The sequence below is a fragment of the Streptomyces albireticuli genome (genome assembly GCF_021228125.1).
Taxonomy (GTDB): domain Bacteria; phylum Actinomycetota; class Actinomycetes; order Streptomycetales; family Streptomycetaceae; genus Streptomyces; species Streptomyces albireticuli.
On the sequence record NZ_JAJQQS010000008.1, the window covers coordinates 221,432 to 245,551 of the forward strand.

Below are 24,120 nucleotides of genomic sequence, written 5' to 3' on the forward strand. Positions count from 1 at the left end.
AGTCCGACGGGGGAGAAATGAATACCGAGAGCACCATTCCAGCCGGGACCGACGCGGACAGAGCGCGCGTACGCGCCTACGACGTCGTCGCCCTCAACGTCCCCATCGCCTACAACGGATTCGGCGACCACGACCGCAACGGCGCCCTCTACGTCCTGGCCGCCGACGCGGAGGAACTGCGCGAGGTCGCCTCTTCGTGGCCCGAGCCGTTCCCCGACTGGACCCGCGAACCCGAGCGCGTACCGGCCCCGCACCCCAAGGCGCGGCCCCTGGTGCTGCGCGTGCGCCGCGGCGAGCGGCTGCGGGTCCGGCTCGCCAACGAACTGCCGCGGCCCGTCGGCATCACACTCCAGGGCGTGCGCTACGACGCCCGGACGACGGACGGCGCGGCCGTCGGCGCCAACCCGGACAGCAGCGTCCCGCCCGGCCTGACCCGCGAGTACGAGTGGCTGTGCGAGCACGAGGGCGTCTTCCACTTCGGTGACATGGCGGACCCGCGCGGCGAGGGCTCGCAGAGCCACGGCCTCGTCGGCGCGGTCGTCGTCGAGGCCCCCGGGGCCACCTGGACCGACCCGGTGACCGGCGACCCCCTGGCGACGGGCCTGGAAGCCGACGTCCACCTGCCGGACCGCAGCTTCCGCGAATACGTCGTGTTCATGATGGAGTACCCGAGCAACGACAACCCCGTCGCGCCCCCGGCGCACGGCTCGCACGGTTCGCACGGCGGGGGCGGCGGCCACGGCGGCCACGGCGCCGGGGCCCGTGGCGGCGCCGCCGTGCCGGCGGGGTCGCCCCCGGACGCCTCCGGGTCCGACACGCTCGACGACCTGACCCTGCCCAACAACGCCATGCTGCCGGTCAACCTGCGCATCGAGCCGATGGAATGGCGGATGTACCAGTACCACAAGATGCTCGCCGACGGTGTGCTCGACCCCGTCCGCGACGCCCAGACCGGCGAGGAACTGCACCACAGCTCCTGGCTGTTCGGCGACCCGGCCACCCCCGTCTTCCGCGGCTACGCGGGCGACCCGGCCGTGATCCGGCTCGTACACGGCGGCATGCGGGACACCCACGTCTTCCACACCCACCTCCACCAGTGGCGGCTCGACCCGGCCGACGCCGACTCCCCGATCGTGGACTCCGTCAGCATCAGCCCCCAGGAGGGCATGACCCTCGACCTCGTCGGCGGGCTGGGCTCGACGCAGCACGCGGTGGGCGACTCGATCTGGCACTGCCACATGTACGTCCACTTCCACATGGGCATGTGGGGCATGTTCCGCATCTTCGACACCCTCCAGGACGGCTCGGGCACCTACCCCGACGGCACCCCCGTCACCGCCCTCGCACCGCTGCCGCGCCGCACGGCGCCCCCGGCGCCCACACCCGAACGGCCCGGCTTCCCGGCGTTCCTGGCCGACACCGCCACGTTCCCGCAGAAGAACCCCCGGCCGCCCCGCACCCCGCACCAGCCCGCCGGCATGGGCCGCGAACCCACCGCCCTGGAGGCGGCGGCCTTCTGCCCGGACCCGCAGCCGGGCGAGGCGTTCACCAAGGTGGGCCCGCCCGGCGCCCCGGTGCGCCGCTTCCACCTCGTCGCCGCCACGGGCACCTTGTACTACCACGGCGACCCCAGGAAGCCGCACAGCTCCACCTGGCACGACCACCGCGGCATGTTCTACGCACTCGCCGAGGAGACCGAGGAGGCCGGCGGGCTCGCCGCCTTCCAGGGACAGCTCGCCCGGGGCGAGCGCACCCTGGAACCGCTGGTCATCCGCGCCCGCAAGGGCGAGGTGCTGGAGATGACCCTCACCAACGCCCTGCCGGCCGGAAAGCAGGCGGCGTCCGCGTTCGACTACGAGCTGCCCTTCCAGCCCGAATGCGGCCTGCACACACACCTCGTGAAGTACGACCCGCTCGTCTCCGACGGCTCGGCCATCGGCTGGAACTACATCTCCGCCACCACCACGGCCGACCAGGGCGAGGACGCGTTCGGCCGGTACAACTCCTGGACGTACCGCTGGTACGTCGACCAGGAGTTCGGCACCGTCCTCTTCCACGACCACCTGCTCGCCAACTACCGGCAGCGGCACGGCCTCTTCGGCGCCCTCATCGCCGAGCCCGCGGACGCCACCTGGTTCTCGCCCCACGACCGCGGCACCCCGCTGCGCCGCGGCACCCGGGCCGTCGTCGAGCGCGCCGACGGCACCGCCTACCGCGAGGCCGTGCTCGCCGTCGGCGACTTCGTCCCGATGGTGCGGCACGCGACGGCCTCCGCCGTCGCGGCCGGTGGCCATGAGGGTGACCACGGCAGCGGGCCCATCAACCCGCCGCCCCGCCCCGGAGCCCCGGACGACCAGGGCGTGATGGGCGTCAACTACCGCTGTGAACCGCTGTCGGAGCGCGGCGGCGACCCCGCCGACTGGTTCGCGAGCGATGTCCACGGCGACCCCGGCACCCCGCTGCTGCGCGCGTACCCCGGCGAGGACGTACGCCTGCACGTCCTGCAGGGCTCGCACGACCTCCAGCACAGCTTCACCGTGAACGGCGGCCGCTGGCGCCAATGGGCCGGCCGTCCCGACACGCCCTGGCGCGACCAGCAGACCTTCGGCATCTCCAACGTCGCCGAACTGCGGCTCGACCGCCGGACCGGCCCAGGCGACCACCTGTGGGCCTTCGGCGCGACCAACGACCTCTGGCTGGGCTGCTGGGGCCTGCTCCGCCTGCACGACCGGCCGCAGCGCGACCTGCCCGCCCTGCCGGGAGCCCTCTTCGGCCGGGACCCGCTGCCGCCCCGCCGCGCCGTGCGCCGGTACACCGTACGGGCGCGTTCCCGCGTCATCGCCTACAACGACCGGCGCACCGATCCCTACGGGCTCGTGTACACGGTGGACGGCGCCCCGGACGACGCCGGTCCCCTGGTGCTGCGCTGCCGCGCGGGGGAGTGGGTCGAGGTCACCCTGATCAACGAGCTCGACGGACCGCCACCGGCCAGCCCCCTCGACCCCGCCGTCATGAACGAGGAGGACCCCGGCACCCGCACCGTCTCGGGCCGGGTCTCCCTCCACCCCACCCTGCTGCGCTACGACGTGCGCCACCACGACGGCGCCCACGTCGGCCGCAACGAGGACGGCACCGTCAAGCCGGGCGGGGCCCGTACCTACCGCTGGTACGCCGACGAGCCCGGCGTCGTCCTGCTGCGCGACCAGGCCGACGTCGTCAGCCATATGCGGCGCGGCCTGGTCGGCGCCCTGGTGGTGGAGGAGTCGGACGCCACCCCCTTCGACCCGGTCACCGGGCGCGAGCGCTGGACCGGCGAACAGTCCGTCGTCCGCAGGCCCGACGCGGAGGCGGTGCGCGAACTCGTCCTCGTCGCCCAGGACGGACTGCGCCTCTACCACGACGGCGACCTCACCCAGCCGGTGACCGACCTGTTCTCCGACAGCCCCGACGACATGGGACAGAAGGCGTACAACTACCGCACCGCCGCCCTGCACCCGCTCACTCCGTCCCTCTCGGACCCGGAGCCGCCCACACCACTGCTGCGCTGCCGCCCGGGCGACCGGCTGGCCCTCCACCTGGCGATCGGGGCTTCCCGGATGCGCAACCAATGTTTTACCGTGCACGGGCAGGTGTGGGACGCGTCCGAAACCGGACGGGGGACGTACGTGTCAACCATCGGCGCCCTGGCCACGGGCAGCACGCGCACCATCCGTCTCCGGGCCCAGTACCCCGGCGACTACGCCTACCGCACCGGCAACCTGCACTGGGGCGTCAGTGAGGGCTGGTGGGGTCTGATCCGAGTATCGGAGACACCATGAGCACCACACACCTCGACACCACCGACACGGCCCCCGATGACCCGCGCCTGCCGGACAGCGACGACACGATCGTCGTCTTCACCGATCTGAACTGCTCCTTCGCCCACGTCGCCGTCCACCGGCTGCACGAGACCCGGCGCCGCCTCGGCCTCGAAGGGCGGATCTGGTTCGACTTACGGGCCTTCCCGCTGGAGCTCTTCAACCGCGAGGTCAACGCCCGCCCCGGTGTCGACTCGGAGATCGCGGTGCTGGGCGCCGTCGAACCCGACGCGGGCTGGCGGCTGTGGCAGGGCCCGGACTGGACCTACCCCGTCACCACGCTGCCGGCCCTGGAGGCCGTCGAGGCCGCCAAGGCCCAGGGCTGGGCCGCGAGCGAACAGCTCGACCGGGCCCTGCGCCGCGCCTTCTGGGCCGAAGGCCGGTGCGTCTCGCTGCGCCACGTCATCCTCGACGTGGCGCGCGGCACCGGCGCGGTGGACGTGGGCCTCCTGGCCACCGCCCTGGACACCGGCTCCGCCCGCGCGGCCGTCATGGCGCAGTACGAGGCGGCCCGCGACGACCGAGTCGTCTGCAGCCCCCACGTCTTCCTCCGCGACGGCACCCACAGCGCCAACCCGGGCGTCACGGCCCACTGGATCGGCGGCGACTTCGGCGTCGGCTACCCGTACATCGACGACGACCGCCCGGAGATCTACGAAGAACTCCTCACCCACGCGGCCAAACTGGCCGAATCCGCGACCGGCGGCCGGTGACCTGAAACCTCTGCCGCCGCACACCTCCCGCCGGCCGGGTGCCGGGCGGGGCGGTGTGCGGCGGCAGAGGTCGTTCAGATGTCGCGGAAGATCTCGATCTGCGCGCCGATCGAGTTGAGCCGCTCCGCCAGGTCCTCGTAACCCCGGTTGATCACATAGACGTTGCGCAGCACCGACGTGCCCTCCGCCGCCATCATCGCCAGGAGGACGACCACGGCCGGTCGCAGGGCCGGAGGGCACATCATCTCGGCCGAGCGCCAGCGGGTCGGGCCCTCGACCAGGACCCGGTGGGGGTCGAGGAGCTTGACGTCGGCGCCGAGGCGGTTGAGGTCGGTGAGGTAGATGGCGCGGTTGTCGTAGACCCAGTCGTGGATCAGGGTCTGGCCCTGCGCGGAGGCGGCGATGGCCGCGAAGAAGGGGACGTTGTCGATGTTGAGGCCGGGGAACGGCATCGGGTGGATCTTGTCGATCGGCGCGCGCAGCTTGGAGGGGCGGACGGTCAGGTCCAGCAGGCGGGTGCGGCCGTTGTCCGCCGGGTACTCGGGGCTGCGCTCGTGGTCGAGGCCCATCTCCTCCAGGACGGCGAGCTCGATCTCCATGAACTCGATCGGCACCCGGCGGATCGTCAGCTCGGACTCGGTGACCACGGCGGCGGCGAGCAGGCTCATGGCCTCCACCGGGTCCTCGGACGGCGCGTAGTCCACGTCGCGGTCGATGGTGGCGACGCCGTGCACGGTCAGGGTGGTGGTGCCGATGCCCTCGACCTTGACGCCCAGCTCCTCCAGGAAGAAGCAGAGGTCCTGGACCATGTAGTTGGAGCTCGCGTTGCGGATGACGGTGACGCCGGCGTGGCGGGCCGCCGCGAGGAGGGCGTTCTCGGTGACGGTGTCGCCGCGCTCGGTCAGGACGATCGCCCGCGTGGGTGCGACCGAACGGTCGACCTGGGCGTGGTACGTGCCGTCCGTGGCCGTGACCTCCAGGCCGAAGTGGCGCAGGGCCGTCATGTGCGGCTGCACGGTCCGGGTGCCGAGGTCGCAGCCGCCCGCGTACGGGATCTTGAAGTGGTCCATCCGGTGCAGCAGCGGACCCAGGAACATGATCACACTGCGGGTGCGGCGGGCGGCCTCGGTGTCCATCGCGGCGAGGTCCAGCTCGGCGGGCGGGACGATCTCGAGGTCGTTGCCGTCGTTGATCCAGCGGGCCTTGACGCCGATGCTGCCCAGGACCTCCAGGATCCGGTAGACCTCCTCGATCCGGGCGACCCGGCGCAGGGTCGTCCGGCCGGCGTTGAGGAGCGTCGCGCAGAGCAGCGCCACGCAGGCGTTCTTGCTCGTCTTGACGTCGATGGAGCCGGAGAGCCGGCGGCCGCCGACCACGCGCAGATGCATGGGCCCGGCGTAACCCAGGGAGACGATCTCGCTGTCCAGCGCCTCACCGATGCGGGCGATCATATCAAGGCTGATGTTCTGATTTCCGCGCTCGATGCGATTGACGGCGCTCTGGCTGGTGCCGAGGGCGTCCGCCAGCTGCGACTGAGTCCAACCACGGTGCTGTCGCGCATCGCGGATGAGCTTGCCGATTCGGGCGAGGTAGGCGTCTGTCATGGGTCAGACGGTATCTCAGATATGAGATTACTTCCTCGTAGGGAGTTGTTCTACTACTATGCGAACAACTTGGAGGTCATGGTGAACGTGCCCGCACATTCCCCGCCCGGCCGACGCCGCGGCGTCGTGGTTCCGGCGCCCCACCTGGCCTTTCCCGCGGCTTCCCGCGCCGTGTCCGGCTCCCCGCGCGGCCGGCCGCCGGACCCTGTGGCCACACACTCCGGCACCGCGGGGCGCGCCGACGAGTGCACGAGCCCGGCCGCGCTTCCGTACGTGGCGGCCACACTCCTGCTGCCACCGGGCGCCGCGCTCGCCGTGTGCGTCGGCGCGTTCGGCGCCGGGCGCGCCGGAGCGAAGGCCCGCACGGCGCGCCCCCTGATCCTCCTCGCCCACGGGGTGCCCGGCCTCCTCGACATCGCGGACTCCGGCCGCTGCGGCTACTCTGTGCGCCCCGGACGCGGCGGGCTCGTCCCGCGCTCCGGGGAGGCGCGCGTCGCGCACCGGACCGCCGGCGGCGAATCCGCCGTCACGGCCGACGACTCGGCCGCCGCCGCGCCGCTCGACGCGCCGGTCGCCCGCGACCACGCCGCCGTCCGCGCGGACCACCGTGAGAACGATCCCACCGGCCAGGGAGGCTGACCCCGTGCTGCTCCGCCTCGACCCCGCCTCGCCGCTGCCCCTCGGCGACCAGATCGCCGCCGCCGTACGCGGCGCCATCGCCGACGGCTCCGTCAGCCCCGGCGAGCGCCTGCCCGCCGCCCGCGCCCTCGCCGACTCGCTCGCCGTCAACGTCCACACGGTGCTCCGCGGCTACCAGCGGCTTCGCGAGGAGGGCCTCATCGAACTGCGCCGGGGCCGCGGCGCGGTGGTGACGGCCGGCGCCACCGCCCCCGACCGTGCCCGCCTCATGGACGGCGTCCGCCGCCTGATCACCGATGCCCGCGCCCTCGGCCTCTCGGACGAACAGGTGGTCGCCCTCGTGCGGACGGGGCTGGCGGACCGCTGATCCGCAGGAGTGCCGGGTCAGAACTCCGACGTGTCCAGGTCGAGGTCGAAGGGCTCGGGGAGGTGGATGGGAGTGCCGAACGGGTGGGGTCCGTCCGACTTCGTGTAACCGAGCTCGCCCGGCTCGGCGAAGAGGGTGCAGGTCTTGTCCTGGCGGTCGACCAGCAGGTAGAGGGGCGCCCCGTAATCGGCGTACCGGCGGCGCTTCGTGATCCTGTCCGTGTCCCCGTTGGAGTCGGAGGTGACTTCGACGACGAGCAAGGTCTGGTCGGGGACCAGAGCGTCTCCGCCTTTTGCGAGCTCCTGAGGCACTACCGCGAGGTCCGGGACGTACCAGTTGGGGCTGCCCGGTAGGTCGAGATTCCCCGAGCCGGCCCTGCAGCCGAGTTTGCGTAGTGCGGGCCCGATCTGTTCACGAATCAGGTCCGCTGCGTTTTCGTGGTCCCATGTCGGCACGGTTTGTTCGATGACCCCCTCCACGATCTGCGCCCGGTTGTCCCCCCGGATGTGCTGGATCGCATACTTCAGCGCGGTTTCGGGGTCGTCGGCCGCGTACATGTGGGGCTGTGCGCTCATTCGGTCCTCCCGAGGACATCGTGACAGCAGCATGACGACTGCCTCGTTTCTACTGCAATCACTGCTCACTGCGGACCTGCCCACAGGCCGTTCACTCGAACTGGGGAACGTTCCTCGTGTGTTCCCCAGCGGTGCGCCGTCACGGCACCACCCGCCCCGCCCGCCGCCCCGCCCCATCGCCCTGGGAAGATCACCCCGAGTCGGCCGGGGGGCCGGCCGTGGGAGGGGTGTTCCCCATGGGAAGCGAGATCAGCAGCTTCACCGGCGACGAGGCGCGCGAGCGCTTCCTCGCCGCGTACGACCACGCGATGGGCTTCTGGCCCGGGCCGCGTGAGGAGTGGGACGTCGAGACCGGGTTCGGCACGACCCGGATTCACCGTTACGGGACCGGCGACGGCGCTCCCGTCGTCCTACTGAGCGGGGCCAACGCGACACCCGCCGTCTGGGCCTCCTGCGTCGCCGCGTTCGCCGCCGACGGGCATCCGGTGGTGGCGGTGGAGCGTGTCGGTGAACCCGGGCGCAGTGTCCAGACGGCCCCGATCCGTACGCCCGAGGCCATGGCGGCCTGGCTGGAGGAGGTGCTCGCCGCGCTCGGCGCGGACCGGGTCCACCTGGTCGGGCACTCCTACGGCGCCTGGGTCGCCCTCAACCAGGCCGTACGGGCTCCCGCCCGGATCGCCTCCCTCCTCCTGGTCGAACCGGTCGCGGCGCTGTCCCCCGTGAAGCCCCGCTTCCTGCTCGGCGCCGTCGTCGCGACCGTCACGAAGTCCGACGACTTCCGGCGCCGCTGGTTCGGCCGCCTCATCGGCGACACCGGCGAGGCCCCCGACGTGGCGGCGGCGCAGACCCGCGTCGGCCTCGAAGCCCTGAGCGGAGGCTTCCGCTGGCGCCTGCTGCCGCCGAGGAAGATGACGGACGAGCAACTGCGCTTGGTCGCCGTGCCCACGACGCTGGTGCTGGGCGAGCACAGCCGCGCCATCGACTGCGCCCGCGCGGCGGCCAGGGCGCGCCGGTGCCTGCCGCACGCGCGCGGTGTGATCGTCCCTGGCGCCGGGCACGGCCTCCCGGTGTCCGTGCTGAACAGCGAGGTACCCGCGCTCGTCCGCACCGCCGAGGCGGCGAGCGCGGCGTAAGCGCCCGCGTCCCGACTCCGCGCCGCGTCCCGCCAGTGGTGCGCCGCGCCCCGGCTCCGCTCCCGCGGCCGGCACGCTTCCGGGTGCACCCACCCGGTCGAACCTCCGCCCGGCCCGGGAGCGGCCGGGCCGGGCGGCGACGGGCACCGAAACGCCCGGTTTCCTCATCAAACGTCGCGATCGGATGAGCGTCATCGCGGCCCATCCGGGCATGACCGTTCCTCGGCCATGTACTAGAGTTATCTCGACATCGAGATATCTGACGAGAGGCGTACCGCTGTCGCGCCAGTAAGGCATGCCTAACTAAGGCACACCTTAGCGGATGGACGCGATCGAGTGACGGCAGGATTGCCGTAGTACGCGAATTCATGCATGAAGGAGACTGTCGTGTCGGCGAACAGCTTCGACGCCCGTAGCACGCTGCAGGTGGGCGACGAGTCGTACGAGATCTTCCGGCTGGACAAGGTCGAGGGCGCCGCGCGCCTTCCCTACAGCCTGAAGGTGCTGCTGGAGAACCTGCTCCGCACGGAGGACGGCGCGAACATCACCGCCGACCACATCCGCGCGATCGGCGGCTGGGACTCGCAGGCCCAGCCCAGCCAGGAGATCCAGTTCACGCCGGCCCGCGTGATCATGCAGGACTTCACCGGCGTCCCCTGCGTCGTCGACCTCGCCACCATGCGCGAGGCCGTCAAGGAGCTCGGCGGCGACCCGGCGAAGATCAACCCGCTGGCCCCGGCCGAGCTGGTCATCGACCACTCCGTCATCGCCGACAAGTTCGGCACCAAGGACGCCTTCGGCCAGAACGTCGAGCTGGAGTACGGCCGCAACAAGGAGCGCTACCAGTTCCTGCGCTGGGGCCAGACCGCCTTCGACGAGTTCAAGGTCGTCCCCCCGGGCACCGGCATCGTCCACCAGGTGAACATCGAGCACCTGGCCCGCACGGTCATGGTCCGCAACGGCCAGGCCTACCCCGACACCCTCGTCGGCACCGACTCGCACACCACCATGGTCAACGGCCTCGGCGTGCTCGGCTGGGGCGTCGGCGGCATCGAGGCCGAGGCCGCGATGCTCGGCCAGCCGGTCTCCATGCTCATCCCGCGCGTCGTCGGCTTCAAGCTGACCGGTGAGCTCCCGGCCGGCACCACCGCCACCGACCTGGTCCTCACGATCACCGAGATGCTGCGCAAGCACGGCGTCGTCGGCAAGTTCGTCGAGTTCTACGGTGAGGGCGTCGCCGCCACCTCGCTGGCCAACCGCGCCACCATCGGCAACATGTCGCCGGAGTTCGGCTCCACCGCCGCGATCTTCCCGATCGACGGCGAGACCCTGAAGTACCTGAAGCTCACCGGCCGCTCCGAGCAGCAGGTCGCGCTCGTCGAGGCGTACGCCAAGGAGCAGGGCCTCTGGCTGGACCCGGCCGCCGAGCCGGACTTCTCCGAGAAGCTCGAGCTGGACCTCTCGACGGTCGTCCCGTCGATCGCCGGCCCGAAGCGCCCGCAGGACCGCATCGTCCTGGCCAACGCCGCCCAGCAGTTCGCCGTGGACGTCCTGAACTACGTCGACGACGCCGACGAGGCGGGCAAGGAGTCCTTCCCGGCCTCCGACGCCCCGGCCGCCACCAACGGCGTCCCGTCCCGCCCGACCACGGTCACGGCCCCCGACGGCACGACGTACGAGATCGACCACGGCGCCGTCACCGTCGCCGCGATCACCTCCTGCACCAACACCTCGAACCCCTACGTCATGGTCGCCGCGGCGCTCGTGGCCAAGAAGGCGGTCGAGAAGGGCCTGACCCGCAAGCCGTGGGTCAAGACCACGCTCGCCCCGGGCTCCAAGGTCGTCACCGACTACTTCGACAAGGCGGGTCTGACCCCCTACCTCGACAAGGTCGGCTTCAACCTCGTCGGCTACGGCTGCACCACCTGCATCGGCAACTCCGGCCCGCTGCCGGAGGAGGTCTCCAAGGCCGTCAACGAGCACGACCTCGCGGTCACGTCCGTCCTGTCGGGCAACCGCAACTTCGAGGGTCGCATCAACCCCGACGTCAAGATGAACTACCTGGCCTCCCCGCCGCTGGTCGTCGCGTACGCCATCGCGGGCTCCATGAAGGTGGACATCACCAAGGACGCCCTGGGCACCGACACCGAGGGCAACCCGGTCTTCCTCAAGGACATCTGGCCCTCCGAGGCCGAGGTCAACGACGTCGTGGCCAACGCCATCGGCGAGGACATGTTCAACAAGTCCTACGAGGACGTCTTCGCGGGCGACGCCCAGTGGCAGGCGCTCTCGATCCCGACCGGCAACACCTTCGAGTGGGACACCGAGTCCACCTACGTCCGGAAGCCCCCGTACTTCGAGGGCATGACGATGGAGACCACCCCGGTCTCCGACATCACCGGTGCCCGCGTGCTGGCCAAGCTGGGCGACTCGGTCACCACCGACCACATCTCCCCGGCCGGTGCCATCAAGGCCGACACCCCGGCCGGCAAGTACCTCACCGAGCACGGTGTCGAGCGTCGTGACTTCAACAGCTACGGCTCCCGCCGCGGCAACCACGAGGTCATGATCCGCGGTACGTTCGCCAACATCCGCCTGCGCAACCAGCTCGCGCCGGGCACGGAGGGCGGCTTCACCCGCGACTTCACCCAGGCCGACGCGCCGGTGTCGTTCATCTACGACGCCTCGCGCAACTACATCGAGCAGGGCGTCCCGCTGGTCATCCTGGGCGGCAAGGAGTACGGCTCCGGCTCGTCCCGCGACTGGGCCGCCAAGGGCACCGCGCTCCTCGGCGTCAAGGCCGTCATCACCGAGTCGTACGAGCGCATCCACCGCTCGAACCTCATCGGCATGGGCGTCCTGCCCCTGCAGTTCCCCGAGGGCGCCTCGGCGGACTCCCTGGGCCTGACCGGTGAGGAGACCTTCACCTTCACCGGTGTGACCGAGCTCAACGAGGGCCGCACGCCCCGCACGGTCAAGGTCACCACGGACACCGGCGTCGAGTTCGACGCGGTCGTCCGCATCGACACCCCCGGCGAGGCGGACTACTACCGCAACGGCGGCATCATGCAGTACGTGCTGCGCTCGCTGATCCGCAAGTAAGCGGTTCCGGCGCCACAGCCGAGCGGTTCAGGGCCGCACCCCGTCTCGTACGGGGTGCGGCCCTGCCGCGTTCGGGGCCTTACAGGCCGATCGGGCTGTGCAGCGTCCAGACCTGGTGCGGGTCCGCCTTGTTGGGCGTGACGGCTTCGATCTGCTGGCCCAGGTGCCCGGCGCGCAGAGCGAGGTGGTCCTTGTCGTCGACGATCTGGAGGCCGCCCAGACCCGGCTCGAAGATGAACTTCGTCAGCTGGTCACGGGGGACCGTGTTGGCGTAGACCTTGTGGTCGACGACGATGAGGCCGGTCCGGTTCTGGGTCTCCTCCTCCGCGTACGCGCCGAGGTAGATCACGTACGGGGAGCCCGGCAGGCCCCTCTCGAGCGGCTCGATGGTCCACTCCTGGTGGAGGGTGTCGAGCGGGTGGGGCAGCGGCCGGTCGGTGACGGTCGGGAGGCCGTGGTCGATGGCGTGCTCGCGAGCCGTCAGCAGGGCCGGGGGCCCGATGATGTGGGCGTAGAACTTGTAGGGGCCGGGCTTGACCGGGATCGGAGGCATCGTCGCCTGCCTTTCGCTGGGGCTCCCCCCGGCGGTGGTTACCGCCGGTGCGACGTCCACGTTGACAGGTTTCGCGAGCCTGTCGAAAGGGACGGAAGTCGCCAAGCTGAGCGAGGCGGGAAGTGGCCCGTCGTTCAGGTGAGTTGACTCAGGGCACCTCGCCCACGGGACGCGCGTTCGCCCCTGCCCCCTCGCGAGGGCAATCCGAACTCGACCGGGTGAACCGGGGATTGGCGAAGTGTCCGACATTCCGCTCTTGGTTAACCTTCCGCGGGGGCGATGCCGGGACGACGCAGTCCCCCAGGGAGGGAGCAACAAACATGGGAACCGCCGTCACTTTCGAGGAGCTCGCACGCCTTTCGGGCGAGGAGCTTCCTCCGCGGCTCGTGCTGTCGAGCGTGGTGCCGGCGGGTGCCGACCAGTCGGTGTACCCGGCGGTGGTGAAGACCGAGCACGGCACGACGGTCGCCTACGCCTGCACATACCGGCAGAACGCGGGAAGTCCTCCGCTCCTCGTCTTCCTGGGACTCGCCTCCCAGGACCCCGGCCATACGACGACGTGCATTCCCGCGGCCATCTCCAGTCACTGAGCTCATCACAAGCAAAGGGGAACGGAATGGACAACATCATCAGCTTCGAGGAGCTCGACGGCGTCGCGGGCGAGGTGCTGCCCGAGCGCACCGTCATGGGCGTCGTCGCCACCCCGCTCAACTACGCCCCCTACGGCGAGGGCGACGGCGGCGCCGGGGCGGGCGCCGGCAGCTCCAGCAGCAGCTCGGCCGCCTCGGGCGGCGGCGTCGTGAACGCCCCCGCCCCCCACGACCACGGCACCACCATCCTGTCGGCCTGTCACTCCGTGGACCGGCAGCAGCCCGCCGGCCTGCTGAGCTCGCTCAGCCTGCACTCCCAGAACCCGGCCACGGGCCTCCAGTGCGTCCCGGCGGCCGTCGCCAGCCACTGACGTACGCGTGAGGGGAAGGGCCGGGCGCGTCCGGCCCTTCCCCGGCACCCCGTCCCCCTACGGAGAGCGCAGAATGACACTGCCCGCGCTGGTGGCAGGCACAGAACTGGTCGGCGAGTTCGAGGACTCCGGCTACCGCGAACCACCCCACCTGGTCTGCCGCCCCGACGGGCAGATCGTCCGGCTCCCGGCCCTGCTCTACCAGGTCGTGCGGGCGCTCGACGGCCGGTCCGTGGCACGGGTGGCCGAGCGGCTCAGCAGCGAGACGGGGCGGCAGTTCGCCGCCGAGCACGTCGCCTTCCTCATCGACAAGAAACTCGCCCCGCTCGGCCTGACGACGTACAGCGACGGCTCACCGCCCCCGCCGATGAAGCGGAATGATCCGTTCCTTGCCTTCCGGTTCCGGCTGGCGGTCGTTCCGGAGCGCGTCACATGGTTCCTCTCCGGCCTCTTCGCCTGGCTGTTCCGTCCGGTGCTCGTGGCCGGGGCGCTCGCCGCCTTCGTGGCGGGGGAGGCATGGCTGTGGGCGACGCAGGACACCGGCGCGGCACTGCGTACGGTGCTCTCGTCACCCGCCGGCGTGCTGCTGGTCGTCGCGCTGGCCGTCGCGTCGTGCGTCTTCCACGAGATGGGCCACGGCGCGGCCTGCCGCTACGGGGGCGTACGGCCCGGGCAGATGGGCTGCGGCATCTACCTGGTCTGGCCCGCCTTCTACACCGACATCACCAACTCGTACCGGCTGGGCCGCGGCGGGCGCATCCGCGCGGACCTGGGCGGCGTGTACTTCAACGCCCTGTTCGTGCTGGGCCTCCTCGCCCTCTACGGAGCGACCGGCAGCCCGCTGCTGCTGGTGGCGATCCTCTCCGTCCACCTGGAGATGTTCCAGCAGCTCCTGCCCACGCTGCGGTTCGACGGCTACTACATCGTGGCCGACCTGGTCGGGATCCCCGACCTGTTCAAATACATCGGACCGATCCTCAAGCGGGTCGTCCTCCGGCGCCCCGGGGACGAGCGGCTGAAGGCGCTCAAGCGGCGGCCGCAGATCGTCGTCGCGGCCTGGGTCCTGTTCCTGGTCCCGGCGCTGGTCCTCCAGCTCGGCATCGTGCTCGTCAACCTGCCCCAGCTGCTCCGTACGGACTGGCAGGCGATCAGTCTGCTGGTCGGCAACGCGGGGGCGTCCGGCTACCCCGTCCTCGGCCTGCTCTCGGCGTGCGTGCAGATCGTGCTGCTCACCCTGCCGCTCGCCGGACTGGCGCTCGTCCTCGGGCGGCCCGCGCGGTCGCTGATCCGCCGGGCCCTGCGCGCACGGCGTGGATGAGCCTCCGCCACGCCGAGGCGCGGGAGAAGAAAGCCGACGACCGTACGGCCCCCGGACTCCGGGGGCCGTACGGTCGTCGTGTGCGGTGACGTTACGCCGAGAACGTCAGAACAGCAGGCGGAACTGGTTCCAGCCGGAGTTGCCGATCTTCACCTTGTAGTCGTAGGGCTGCGAGGCGTTGCCCGTGCCGCGGTAGAGCCACAGGGCGCCGTCGTTGTCGCGGGCGATCAGGTCGGCCTTGCCGTCCAGGTCGACGTCACCGGTGGCCGCCAGCTTGTTGAACTGGTTCCAGCCGCCGCCGATGCGCTGCTTGGCCTCGAACGGCTTGGTGTAGTCGCCGGTGCCCTTGTAGAGCCACAGCACGCCGTCCTTGTCGCGGGCGACGATGTCGGTCTTGCCGTCACCCGTCAGGTCGCCGCGACCGGCGATCTCGGTGAACTGGCCCCAGCCCGGACCGACCTTCTTGCGGCCCGTCAGGGTGCCGTCGGGGTAGGCGAGGTACAGCCACAGGACGCCCTCGCGGTCCCGGACCAGGATGTCGGACTCCTTGCCGCCGCCCAGGTTGCCGGGGGACATGAACTGGTCGTACTGACCCCAGTCGTCCGCGACGACGGCAGCGCCCTTGTCGGCGGTGGCGAAGATGATGTTCTGGTCGAGGTCCCGGATGTACAGGGCCTCGGAGAGGCCGTCGCGGTCGTGGTCGACCCGCGCCGCGGCGTTGATCTTGTCCCAGCCGTCGGTGACGTACTCCTTGGGCGTGATGCCGCCCTTGCCGTCGGGCCAGTAGAAGAAGAGCTCGTTCGAGTTGACCGCGCTCAGCGGGAAGAACGGGGCCTCGGCGGCCGGGCCGTCGGCCTTGACCGAGCGGGGGGCCGCGAGACGCGGGGCCTTGGGGGCGGTGGCGCCCGACTTGGGGTAGTCGCCGGACTTGGCCTCGCCGCGCAGGGCCTCGGAGCGGTGCTTTCCGGAGGTGTCGCCGGCCAGCTTCGCCGCCCGCTCGGCCGCGGACTTCACGGGCGCGGGGCCGTCGGCGAGGGCCTGTCCGGCGGTGGTGCCGACCAGGGCGGCGGCTATCGCCGCGGTCGCGAGACGGCGCAGGGCGACGCCGCGCGTACGGTCGGAAGAGTGAGCCACGTAAGTCTCCAGTGGGTCAGGAGTGAAGAGCGGCGCGCCCGTTCGGGGCGCGCCGCTGGATCACCCTGATCGTTTCACAATTCCTTTACCTGTCAATCACGTTTATGGGGAAGATGTCCCCAATAGTTCGATCTCGGCCAGGGTGCCCTCACCGCCCCCTCCGGACCCCGCCGTCAGCCGGTAGTGGCGGTACGCGCCCGGGTGCCGCACCCCGAAGACCCGGGTCTGGCGGTCCCAGGAGAAGGACTCGCCGACCCTCCGGTCGACCTCCGTCCAGGTGGTGCCGTCCGCCGAGCCCTCCAGCACCCAGCCGTCCGGCGCCTTCGCCCGCTCGGCCGAGGTGAGGGTGTACGAGCCGACCCGCGCGGCCGACGGCACCTCCAGGGCGGCCGTGGTGAAGGACGCCTGTGTGGCCGAGGTGTCGTCCGTCAGCGGCGAGCCACCCTGCGCGGTCACATCGGTCCGGGGCGCGGGCACCTTGTCGTCGTGGGTGAGGGACGAGGGGCCGGCGTCGCGGCCGCTGCCCCAGTCCGAGGGCCGGGGGCCCATGGCGAACTCCAGGGTCCCGCCGTCGGCCACCGCGGAGTGCGGGAGAGCCGTCGAGTCCCATTTCTCGCCGTTGACCCGCAGCCCCTGGACGTAGACGTTCCGGGCGCTGTTGCGCGGGGCCTTCACCACGATGTCGCGGCCGTTGTCCAGATGGACGGTGGCCTTGGTGAACAGCGGCGACCCGATGGCGTACTCACCGCCGCCCATCACCAGCGGGTAGAAGCCGAGGGCGCTGAAGAGGTACCAGGCCGACATCTCGCCGTTGTCCTCGTCGCCCGGGTACCCCTGGCCGATCTCGCTGCCGAGGTAGAGCCGGGACAGCACCTCACGGACCTTCGCCTGGGTCTTCCACGGCTGCCCGGCCGCGTCGTACAGATAGGCGATGTGGTGCGAGACCTGGTTGCTGTGGCCGTACATGCCCATGCGGACGTCCCGGGCCTCCGTCATCTCGTGGATGACGCCGCCGTACGAGCCGGCGAACTCCGGCGTGCCCGTCTCGGGGGTGGTGAAGAACGTGTCGAGCTTCTTGGCCAGGCCGGCCCGGCCGCCGTAGAGGTTCGCCAGGCCCCGGGTGTCCTGCGGCGCGTGGAACGCGAAGTTCCAGCCGTTGGTCTCGGTGTAGTCGTGACCCCAGACGCGGGGGTCGTACCGCTCGGGCGTGAGCCGCCAGCCGCCGGAGGCGTCCTTGCCCTGGAAGAAGCCGATCCGGGAGTCGAAGAGCTTCACGTAGTTCCGGGCGCGGTTCAGGAAATAGGAAGACTCCTCCTTATAGCGGGCCTTGTGGGTCCTTTCGTGCAGCGCCTCGCCCATCCGGGCCAGCCCGAAGTCGTTGAGATAGCCCTCCAGCGCCCAGGACATGCCCTCGCGGGTGGCGGTGCTCGTGTAGCCCAGGAAGACGGAGGTCTCCATTCCCTTGCGGCCGACGCCCGGATCCGTGGGCGCGACCGTGGCGTTCTTGAGCGCGGCCTCGTAGGCGGCCTCGGCGTCGAAGTCGACCCCCTTGGCGTAGGCGTCCGCGAAGGCGACGTCCGAGCTGGTGCCGGTCATCAGATCGGCGTAGCCGGGGGAGGACCAGCGGGAGATCCAGCCGCCGTCCTTGTACTGCTGGACGAAGCCGTCGACGAGCCGGCCCGCGCCCTTGGGGGAGAGGAGGGAGTAGGCGGGCCAGGTGGTGCGGTAGGTGTCCCAGAAGCCGTTGTTGACGTAGACCTCGCCGTCGACGATCTTCGCGCCGGTACGGGTCGGGGTGGTCTCGCCGACGGGCGCGGAGAAGGGGCTGGCGTAGCGCTGCCGCGGGCGGCTCCTGGTGCCCGTGTTCTCGAAGCCGGAGTTGGGATACAGGTAGAGCCGGTAGAGGCTGGAGTAGAGGGTGGTGAGCTGGTCCCGGCTCGCGCCCTCGACCTCGACGCGCCCGAGGACCTCGTCCCACGCGGCGCGGGCCCGGTCGTGGACGCGCCCGAAGGAGGTGCCCTCCGGGATCTCCTGGTCGAGGTTGGCCTTCGCCTGGTCGACGCCCATGAGGGAGGTCGCGATCCGCAGTGTGACGCTACGGTCCCGGCCGGGCCGGAAGCTCAGATAGCCGGAGACGTCCTGGCCGCCGTGGTCGCCCTTGAGCTTGCCGCTCGCGATGACCGGCGCGTCGACCACGCCGTAGACGTAGAGCCGGCCGGCGCCGACGGACAGGCCGGTCTTCACATCGGACCAGCCGGTGAGCACGCCGTGCTCGGGGTCGAGCGTCAGCCCGCCCTGGTTCCTGACGTTGTCGAAGACGACGCTCGCGTCCTCGCCCGGATAGGTGAAGCGCATCATCGCGGCGTGGTCGGTGGGCGCGATCTCGGCCTTGAGGCCGTTGGTGAAGGTGACGCCGTAGTAGTGCGGTCGCGCGGTCTCGTCGGCGTGGCGGAAGGGCAGGGCACGGGCCGCGCGCCCGGCGGGCGGGGTGCCGGAGGCGGCCGACGGCATGATCTGGAAGGTCTGCCGGTCGCCCATCCAGGGGCTGGGCTCATGGCTCGCGGCGAGCGCCTGGAGGGTGGGGAGGTTGTCGGCGTTGTTGCCGGCCGCGTACTGGTAGAGCCAGTCGGTCGAGCCGGCGTTGGTGACCGGGGTCCAGAAGTTGAAGCCGTGCGGGACGGCGGTGGCGGGGAAGGTGTTGCCCCGGGAGAAGCCGGAGCTGGAGTGGGTGCCGCGGGTGGTGAGCGCGTGGTCCGCCGGATGGGCCGGCGGGCGCTCGGCGGGCGCGGGGGCGAGCGCGATGTCGTCGACCCAGCCGCGGAACTTCGCCGGGCCGGTGGGCGCGTCGTAGGCGATCAGCACGCGGTCGACGGTCTTTCCCGCGGCGACGGCGCCGACGGGCGACTCCCGGTTGTTCCACTGGTTGGCGTAGAGCGTCTTCGCCTCGGCCTGTCCGCGCGGGGTGAGGGGCGCGCCGTACTGGTCGACGGCGTCGAGGTCACTCAGATAGGTGCCGTCCGTGAAGGCGAGGTCCACCGCGACGTGGGTGGCGGGATAGCGCGCGTCCGGCTCCGGCATCGAGGGGAAGACCTTGTACGCCAGCCGGGTCCGGTCGGTGACCCGGACGTTCACATCGAAGACCTTGTTGTACGAGTAGCCCCGGCCGGTCGCCCGGTGGGAGCCCCCGTAGCGCAGGGAGTGGGTGCCGGTGAAGCCGACGCGCGCCTTGGCGGTGGGGGAGCCCGTGGGGCCCCGGTCGACCCGGCTGCGCATGTCGGAGGGCGGCGGGACACCGGTGTCCTCGGTCGCCAGCTGGATCTCGGCCAGCTGGGTGAGGTCGGCGCCGCCGTTGCGGGCTATGTCGAGCCGGTAGTGGCGGTAGGGGGCGGTGTTGGTGAAGGCGAACTCCCGTGTCTGGAGGCGCTTTTCGAAGCTCTCGTCCTTACGGGTGTCCAGGGCGGTCCAGGTGCGGCCGTCCTGGGAGCCCTGGAGCGTCCAGTCCCGGGGATCGCGGGCGGGGGCGTCGTTGGCGGAGGTGAGCGCGTACCGCACGGTCCGGACGGGTTCGGAGACATCCAGTTCCAGCCAGGGCGTCCGCTCGAAGGAGAGCCACTTCGTGGTGGGCTCGCCGTCGACCAGGTTCTCCTTGGTCTCGCCCGCCCCGCTGTTCTCGCCGCTCGCCCGGACGGCGCCGACGCGGTCCATGACGCTGCCGGGGATGCCGCTCGTGTCCTGGCCGTCGACCCCGGTGGAGCGCTTGCGTCCGGCGGCGTCGGTCTCGACGGTGTCGGTCCAGTCGGGCCGGGGCTCGCCCGCTTCGAAGGAGGAGGAGAACCGCTCGGCGGGGGCGCTGCCCCGAACGGCCGAAGCGGTCACGGCCGGGGCCCCTTGGGCGCTCTGAGTGGCCGTCACCACCAGGGTGGCGGCGAGCAGCGCCAGGGAGCGCGTGAGGTTACGCCGGCGGTGTCCGGACCGGCCCGGAGGCCGGTGTCGCTGTCCGTGCCGCATGCCATGCCTCCCAAGGAAACTGACAACGTTGTCACCTGTGTCGCGCAAAGATAAGTAGTGCGTGAGGCGTCAGTGGTGTCAAGGGTTCCGATGTTGGTGTCGCGCGGCGGGAGCCTTGTGGGCCCGGGCGGTGACCGGGGGAGCCGTCGGGGGCGGCGCGTTCGCTCGACGGGACGGTCGCGGGGCTTGCTCGGGGGATCGGTCACGGGCCTGCTCCCGCGCGGATCGCTCGCGGCGGTCGCTCATGGGGATCGCTCGCGGGGACGCGGGACGCGGGACGCGGGGTGCGGGGATGCGGGGATGCGGGGGTCGCTTATGAAGACCGCTTGTGGAGAGGTCTCAACTAGGGAAAGACTGAGGGGTAAAGACGCTCCCGATCTTGCCCAGTTGATGGAGAGTGGACTATACCTGTCGCACGTCCGCGGCGGCCGCGAGCCGACGTGACGGGTCCGGGGCCGGCGGTGGACGGGCACACCGCGCGCGAGCGTCACCGATCCCGGCGCACACCCAGCACACCCAGCACACCAAGCTTCAACTGACCCGCGGTGTCGGGCCCTTCGTAACTCTTGTGAACAAGGGGAGTACCGGTGCACCGCCTGAGTCCTGGAGAAGGCGAGGACTTGAGCATGGGAACCACAGGGGAATTCGGCCGGCGCGACCTGATCAAGAGAGCCACCGCACTCGGTCTGATCGCGGTGCCGACGATGAGCGTGCTGAGCGCCTGCGCTTCGGGTGGCGACGGTGACGACAACAAGGTCGACAAGGGAACGAAGAGCGAGAAGAACCCGCTCGCGGTCAACGATTCGGCACAGCTCGACGTCGTCATCTTCGACGGGGGCTTCGGCCAGCAGTACGCCAAGGACGCCGAGGCCGAGTACAAGGCGGCGTACCCCAAGGCCACGATCAAGCACGCGGCGACGCAGGAGATCCAGACCCAGCTCCAGCCCCGCTTCAACGGCGGCACCCCGCCCGACCTGATCGACAACTCCGGTGCCAAGCAGATGGATCTGGGAACCCTCGTCGGCAAGAAGCAGCTGACCGATCTGAACGCCCTGCTGGACGCGCCGTCCGCCGACGACCCGTCGAAGAAGGTCCGGGACACGCTGCGCCCGGGCGTCGTCGAGATGGGACAGTTCGAGGGCAAGGAGACCTGGGTCCTCTACTACGCCTACACCGTGTACGGCGTGTGGTATTCGAAGACCAATCTGGAGAAGCTGGACGCGCAATACCCCGAGACGTGGGACGACATGCTCGCCCTGTGCGAGAAGGCGAAGAAGAAGGGCGTCGCGGGCTGGACGTACCCGGGAAAGTACCCGTACTACCTGCCGTTCAGTCTCTATCCCTTCATCGCCAAGATCGGCGGCCGTGAGGTCCTCGACCGGATCGACAACCTGGAGCCGAACGCCTGGAAGGACCCGGCCGTCAAGGCCGCCTTCGAGGCGTACTACGAGCTCTACAAGAAGGGCTACATCCTCAGGGGAACGCCGGGTCTCACCCATATCGAATCGCAGACGGCCTGGAACCAGGGGAAGGTGCTCTTCATCCCCAACGGCTCATGGGTGGAGAACGAGTCGAAGCAGACCACCCCGGCCGACTTCAAGATGACCGTCGGGGCACCCTCCAGTCTGGACGCCAAGCGCGACAAGATGCCGTTCGGCACCCTCTGGGCCGCGGGCGGCGAGCCGTTCATCGTGCCGAAGAACGCCAAGAACCCGCAGGGCGGCATGGAACTGCTGCGCATCATGCTGGGAAAGAAGTCCTCGCAGAACTTCATCAAGCAGGTCTCCTCGCTCACGTCCCTCAACGGCGGCACCGAGGGGATCACACTGCCCCCAGGGCTCAGCTCCTCCCAGGAAGCGCTCGCCAAGGCGGGGCAGAACGTGGTCAATCCGCGTATCGGGGACTGGTACACGGCCCTGCAGAAGGAGAAGATCGGCGTGGCCGCGCTCGGCGAGATGATGGCCGGGCGCATGACACCCGACGAGACGATCAACAAGATCCAGAAATTCGCGGACGACACGCGCAAGGACGACTCCGTCAAGAAGTACAAGCACAAGTGAGCCGGCGGGCACCAGGGCACCAGAGCGTCAGCGGGCGCGGTGCCAGGGGCCGGTGGGGCCGACGGAGCCGGCGGTGGAAGATCGGGGTCGGTGAGAATGCAGCACGGTAAGTACCGTTTCATCGTGGGTTTCCTGGCCGTACCCCTGGCGATCTACGCGGTGTTCGTGATCTCGCCGTTCGTCCAGGCCATCTACTACTCGTTCACGGACTGGACCGGGCTGAGTTCCGACTTCAAGGTCGTGGGCTTCGGCAACTACCGGAAGATGTTCGAGGACGACATCTTCTGGAAGTCGGTGGGTCACAATGTGCTGCTCCTGCTGGTGCTTCCGCTGGTGACCCTGGGGCTCGGCCTGTTCTTCGCCTTCATGCTCAACGTCGGCGGCCGCCGGCGGAAGAACGCCGCGGTCGCCGGGGTCCGCGGCTCGGGCCTCTACAAGGTGGTCTACTTCTTCCCGCAGGTCCTCTCCATCGCCATCGTCGCGCTGCTCTTCCAGTTCGCCTACAACCCCAACAGCGGGGCCCTGAACTCCTTCCTCAAGGCGATCGGCCTGGACTCCGTGCAGCCGGACTGGCTGGGCGACCCCCAGCTCGCGCTGTGGTGCGTGATGGCGGTGATGGTGTGGAGCAACGTCGGCTTCTACGTGGTGCTCTTCTCCGCGGGCATGAGCTCGATCCCCCGGGACTTCTACGAGGCGGCGCTGCTCGACGGCGCCAATCGCGTCCAGACCTTCTTCCGGATCACACTGCCGCTGCTGTGGGACACGGTGCAGACCGGCTGGGTCTATATGGGGATCATGGCGCTCGACGGTTTCGCCGTCGTCCAGATCATGACCGTGGGACCCGGCGGGCCGGACTACTCCACCGAAGTGCTCGCCTATTTCCTCTACACGAAGGCGTTCCGGGACGGCCAGGCCGGATATGCGACGACGCTGGGCGTGGCACTGCTGATCGTCACCATGATCTTCGCGGGTGTGGTGATGAAGCTGGGCAGGCGCGAGAGGCTGGAGTTCTGATGGCCGCGCGGCGTCCGGCCGGACCGCGCACCGACGAGTACCCGATCACTCTTCATTCGGCCCTGGGGGTAGCACCGTGACCGCGCAGGAAGGGCCCGGGGAGCTGCCGGGCGTCGACTCTCCCAAGGGGCGGCAGGGCAGCGAGGGAGGCGTACTCAACGTCTTCTCGCACGGAGTGCTGATCCTGTGGGGGCTGATGGTCACCCTGCCACTGCTGTGGGCGGTGATGAGCTCGTTCAAGGACGACAAGTCCATCTTCACGTCGCCCTGGGCGCTGCCCTCCAGCCTGCACCTGGACAACTGGTCGCGCGCCTGGTCCCAGGCGCACATGAGCGACTATTTTCTCAACTCGGTGATCGTGGTGGCCGGTTCGCTGTTCGGGACCATGCTGCTGGGGTCCATGGCGGCCTATGTGCTCGCCCGGTTCGAATTCCCCGGCAACCGCTTCATCTATTACCTCTTCGTGGGCGGGATGAGCTTCCCGGTCATCCTGGCGCTGGTCCCGCTCTTCTTCGTCATGAAGAACATGCAGCTGCTGGACACCTATCACGGGCTGATCCTGGTCTACATCGCCTATTCGCTGCCGTTCACCATCTTCTTCCTGAGCGGCTTCTTCCGTACGCTGCCGAGCTCGGTCGCCGAGGCGGCGGTCATCGACGGCGCCTCGCACACCCGGACCTTCTTCCAGGTGATGCTGCCGATGGCGAAGCCGGGCCTGATCAGCGTGGGCATCTTCAACTTCCTGGGCCAGTGGAACCAGTACCTCCTGCCGGCCGTGCTGAACGTCGGCGACGAGGACAAGAAGCTGCTGCCCCAGGGGCTGGTGGCGCTCGCCGTCAGCCAGGGGTACAAGGGCGACTGGTCGGGCCTCTTCGCGGGGCTCGTCATCGCCATGCTGCCGGTGCTCGCGGCGTACATCGTCTTCCAGCGGCAGGTGCAGGCGGGGCTGACGGCGGGGGCCCTGAAATAGGGAGCCGTCCGCCCGGGTCGAATCGATCGTAAGTGCATAAATTCCAAGGGCTTTCGCCCCTGTGAGTGACTGTGCTCGCGGAGCGGGTGCAGGCAGACTCTCCTCCCGAAGG

At 70.2% G+C, this 24,120-nt stretch carries 17 protein-coding genes; 12 read left to right on the top strand and 5 right to left on the bottom strand.

Annotation, left to right across the window (positions count from 1 at the left end; translation table 11 throughout):
• The first annotated feature begins 17 nt into the window (after nt 1-17).
• Together LUZ64_RS17250 and LUZ64_RS17255 are read left to right on the top strand one after the other, a co-directional pair.
• Nucleotides 18-3,818, top strand: a complete 3,801-nt coding sequence (locus LUZ64_RS17250; RefSeq protein ID WP_095581500.1) for a multicopper oxidase domain-containing protein — start codon at nt 18-20, stop codon at nt 3,816-3,818.
• Complete coding sequence (locus LUZ64_RS17255) at nt 3,815-4,570, top strand: DsbA family oxidoreductase (protein WP_095581499.1); 756 nt, start codon at nt 3,815-3,817, stop codon at nt 4,568-4,570. Before LUZ64_RS17250 ends, LUZ64_RS17255 begins: the two co-directional genes overlap by 4 nt.
• A 74-nt stretch (nt 4,571-4,644) precedes the next feature.
• Here LUZ64_RS17255 and LUZ64_RS17260 read toward each other — a convergent pair whose 3' ends face one another.
• Nucleotides 4,645-6,174: a helix-turn-helix domain-containing protein gene (locus LUZ64_RS17260; protein ID WP_095581498.1), complete on the bottom strand. Its 1,530-nt coding sequence runs from the start codon at nt 6,172-6,174 to the stop codon at nt 4,645-4,647.
• 273 nt (nt 6,175-6,447) lie between these two features.
• On the opposite strand from LUZ64_RS17260, the gene LUZ64_RS17265 reads away from it, so the two are divergent.
• On the top strand, nt 6,448-6,813 hold the full coding sequence (locus LUZ64_RS17265) for a hypothetical protein (RefSeq protein WP_143593134.1): 366 nt from the start codon (nt 6,448-6,450) through the stop codon (nt 6,811-6,813).
• A gap of 4 nt (nt 6,814-6,817) precedes the next feature.
• A complete protein-coding gene (locus LUZ64_RS17270) occupies nt 6,818-7,180 on the top strand; it encodes a GntR family transcriptional regulator (RefSeq protein WP_095581496.1) in 363 nt (120 codons plus the stop codon).
• A 17-nt stretch (nt 7,181-7,197) separates the two neighbouring features.
• On the opposite strand, the gene LUZ64_RS17275 is transcribed toward LUZ64_RS17270, so the two are convergent.
• Nucleotides 7,198-7,755, bottom strand: coding sequence for a Uma2 family endonuclease (locus LUZ64_RS17275; protein WP_095581495.1), 558 nt, complete (start codon nt 7,753-7,755; stop codon nt 7,198-7,200).
• Nucleotides 7,756-7,991: 236 nt separating this feature from the next.
• Between LUZ64_RS17275 and LUZ64_RS17280 the strand changes: the two genes are divergently transcribed.
• Nucleotides 7,992-8,888: an alpha/beta fold hydrolase gene (locus LUZ64_RS17280; RefSeq protein ID WP_095581494.1), complete on the top strand. Its 897-nt coding sequence runs from the start codon at nt 7,992-7,994 to the stop codon at nt 8,886-8,888.
• Nucleotides 8,889-9,275: 387 nt separating this feature from the next.
• Nucleotides 9,276-11,990 (top strand): aconitate hydratase AcnA, encoded by a 2,715-nt coding sequence (acnA, locus tag LUZ64_RS17285; RefSeq protein ID WP_095581493.1) that lies wholly within the window; start codon nt 9,276-9,278, stop codon nt 11,988-11,990.
• 79 nt (nt 11,991-12,069) lie between these two features.
• Here the strand turns inward: acnA and LUZ64_RS17290 are convergent, their stop codons facing one another.
• Nucleotides 12,070-12,543, bottom strand: coding sequence for a hypothetical protein (locus LUZ64_RS17290; RefSeq protein ID WP_095581492.1), 474 nt, complete (start codon nt 12,541-12,543; stop codon nt 12,070-12,072).
• 320 nt (nt 12,544-12,863) lie between these two features.
• On the opposite strand from LUZ64_RS17290, the gene LUZ64_RS17295 reads away from it, so the two are divergent.
• The 3 genes from LUZ64_RS17295 to LUZ64_RS17305 all read left to right on the top strand — a co-directional run bounded on the left by LUZ64_RS17295 (nt 12,864) and on the right by LUZ64_RS17305 (nt 14,822).
• Entirely contained in the window at nt 12,864-13,133 is a 270-nt protein-coding gene (locus tag LUZ64_RS17295; protein ID WP_095581491.1) for a hypothetical protein, read from the top strand.
• 26 nt (nt 13,134-13,159) lie between these two features.
• Nucleotides 13,160-13,504, top strand: coding sequence for a hypothetical protein (locus LUZ64_RS17300; protein ID WP_095581490.1), 345 nt, complete (start codon nt 13,160-13,162; stop codon nt 13,502-13,504).
• Nucleotides 13,505-13,577: 73 nt separating this feature from the next.
• Nucleotides 13,578-14,822: a hypothetical protein gene (locus LUZ64_RS17305; protein WP_107426621.1), complete on the top strand. Its 1,245-nt coding sequence runs from the start codon at nt 13,578-13,580 to the stop codon at nt 14,820-14,822.
• A gap of 105 nt (nt 14,823-14,927) precedes the next feature.
• On the opposite strand, the gene LUZ64_RS17310 is transcribed toward LUZ64_RS17305, so the two are convergent.
• Nucleotides 14,928-15,956: an FG-GAP-like repeat-containing protein gene (locus LUZ64_RS17310; protein WP_095581489.1), complete on the bottom strand. Its 1,029-nt coding sequence runs from the start codon at nt 15,954-15,956 to the stop codon at nt 14,928-14,930.
• A gap of 102 nt (nt 15,957-16,058) precedes the next feature.
• The gene (locus tag LUZ64_RS17315; protein ID WP_095581488.1) at nt 16,059-19,964 is read right to left on the bottom strand and encodes a GH92 family glycosyl hydrolase; all 3,906 of its coding nucleotides are present in this window, start codon (nt 19,962-19,964) and stop codon (nt 16,059-16,061) included.
• 626 nt (nt 19,965-20,590) lie between these two features.
• Here LUZ64_RS17315 and ngcE point away from each other — a divergent pair.
• The 3 genes from ngcE to LUZ64_RS17330 all read left to right on the top strand — a co-directional run bounded on the left by ngcE (nt 20,591) and on the right by LUZ64_RS17330 (nt 24,008).
• Entirely contained in the window at nt 20,591-22,024 is a 1,434-nt protein-coding gene (ngcE, locus tag LUZ64_RS17320; RefSeq protein ID WP_211305023.1) for an N-acetylglucosamine/diacetylchitobiose ABC transporter substrate-binding protein, read from the top strand.
• A 96-nt stretch (nt 22,025-22,120) separates the two neighbouring features.
• Nucleotides 22,121-23,038 carry a carbohydrate ABC transporter permease gene (locus LUZ64_RS17325; protein WP_095581487.1) on the top strand — a complete coding sequence of 306 codons (918 nt, stop codon included), beginning with the start codon at nt 22,121-22,123 and terminating at the stop codon, nt 23,036-23,038.
• A 76-nt stretch (nt 23,039-23,114) separates the two neighbouring features.
• The gene (locus LUZ64_RS17330) at nt 23,115-24,008 is read left to right on the top strand and encodes a carbohydrate ABC transporter permease (protein ID WP_211305022.1); all 894 of its coding nucleotides are present in this window, start codon (nt 23,115-23,117) and stop codon (nt 24,006-24,008) included.
• The last annotated feature ends 112 nt before the right edge of the window (nt 24,009-24,120 follow it).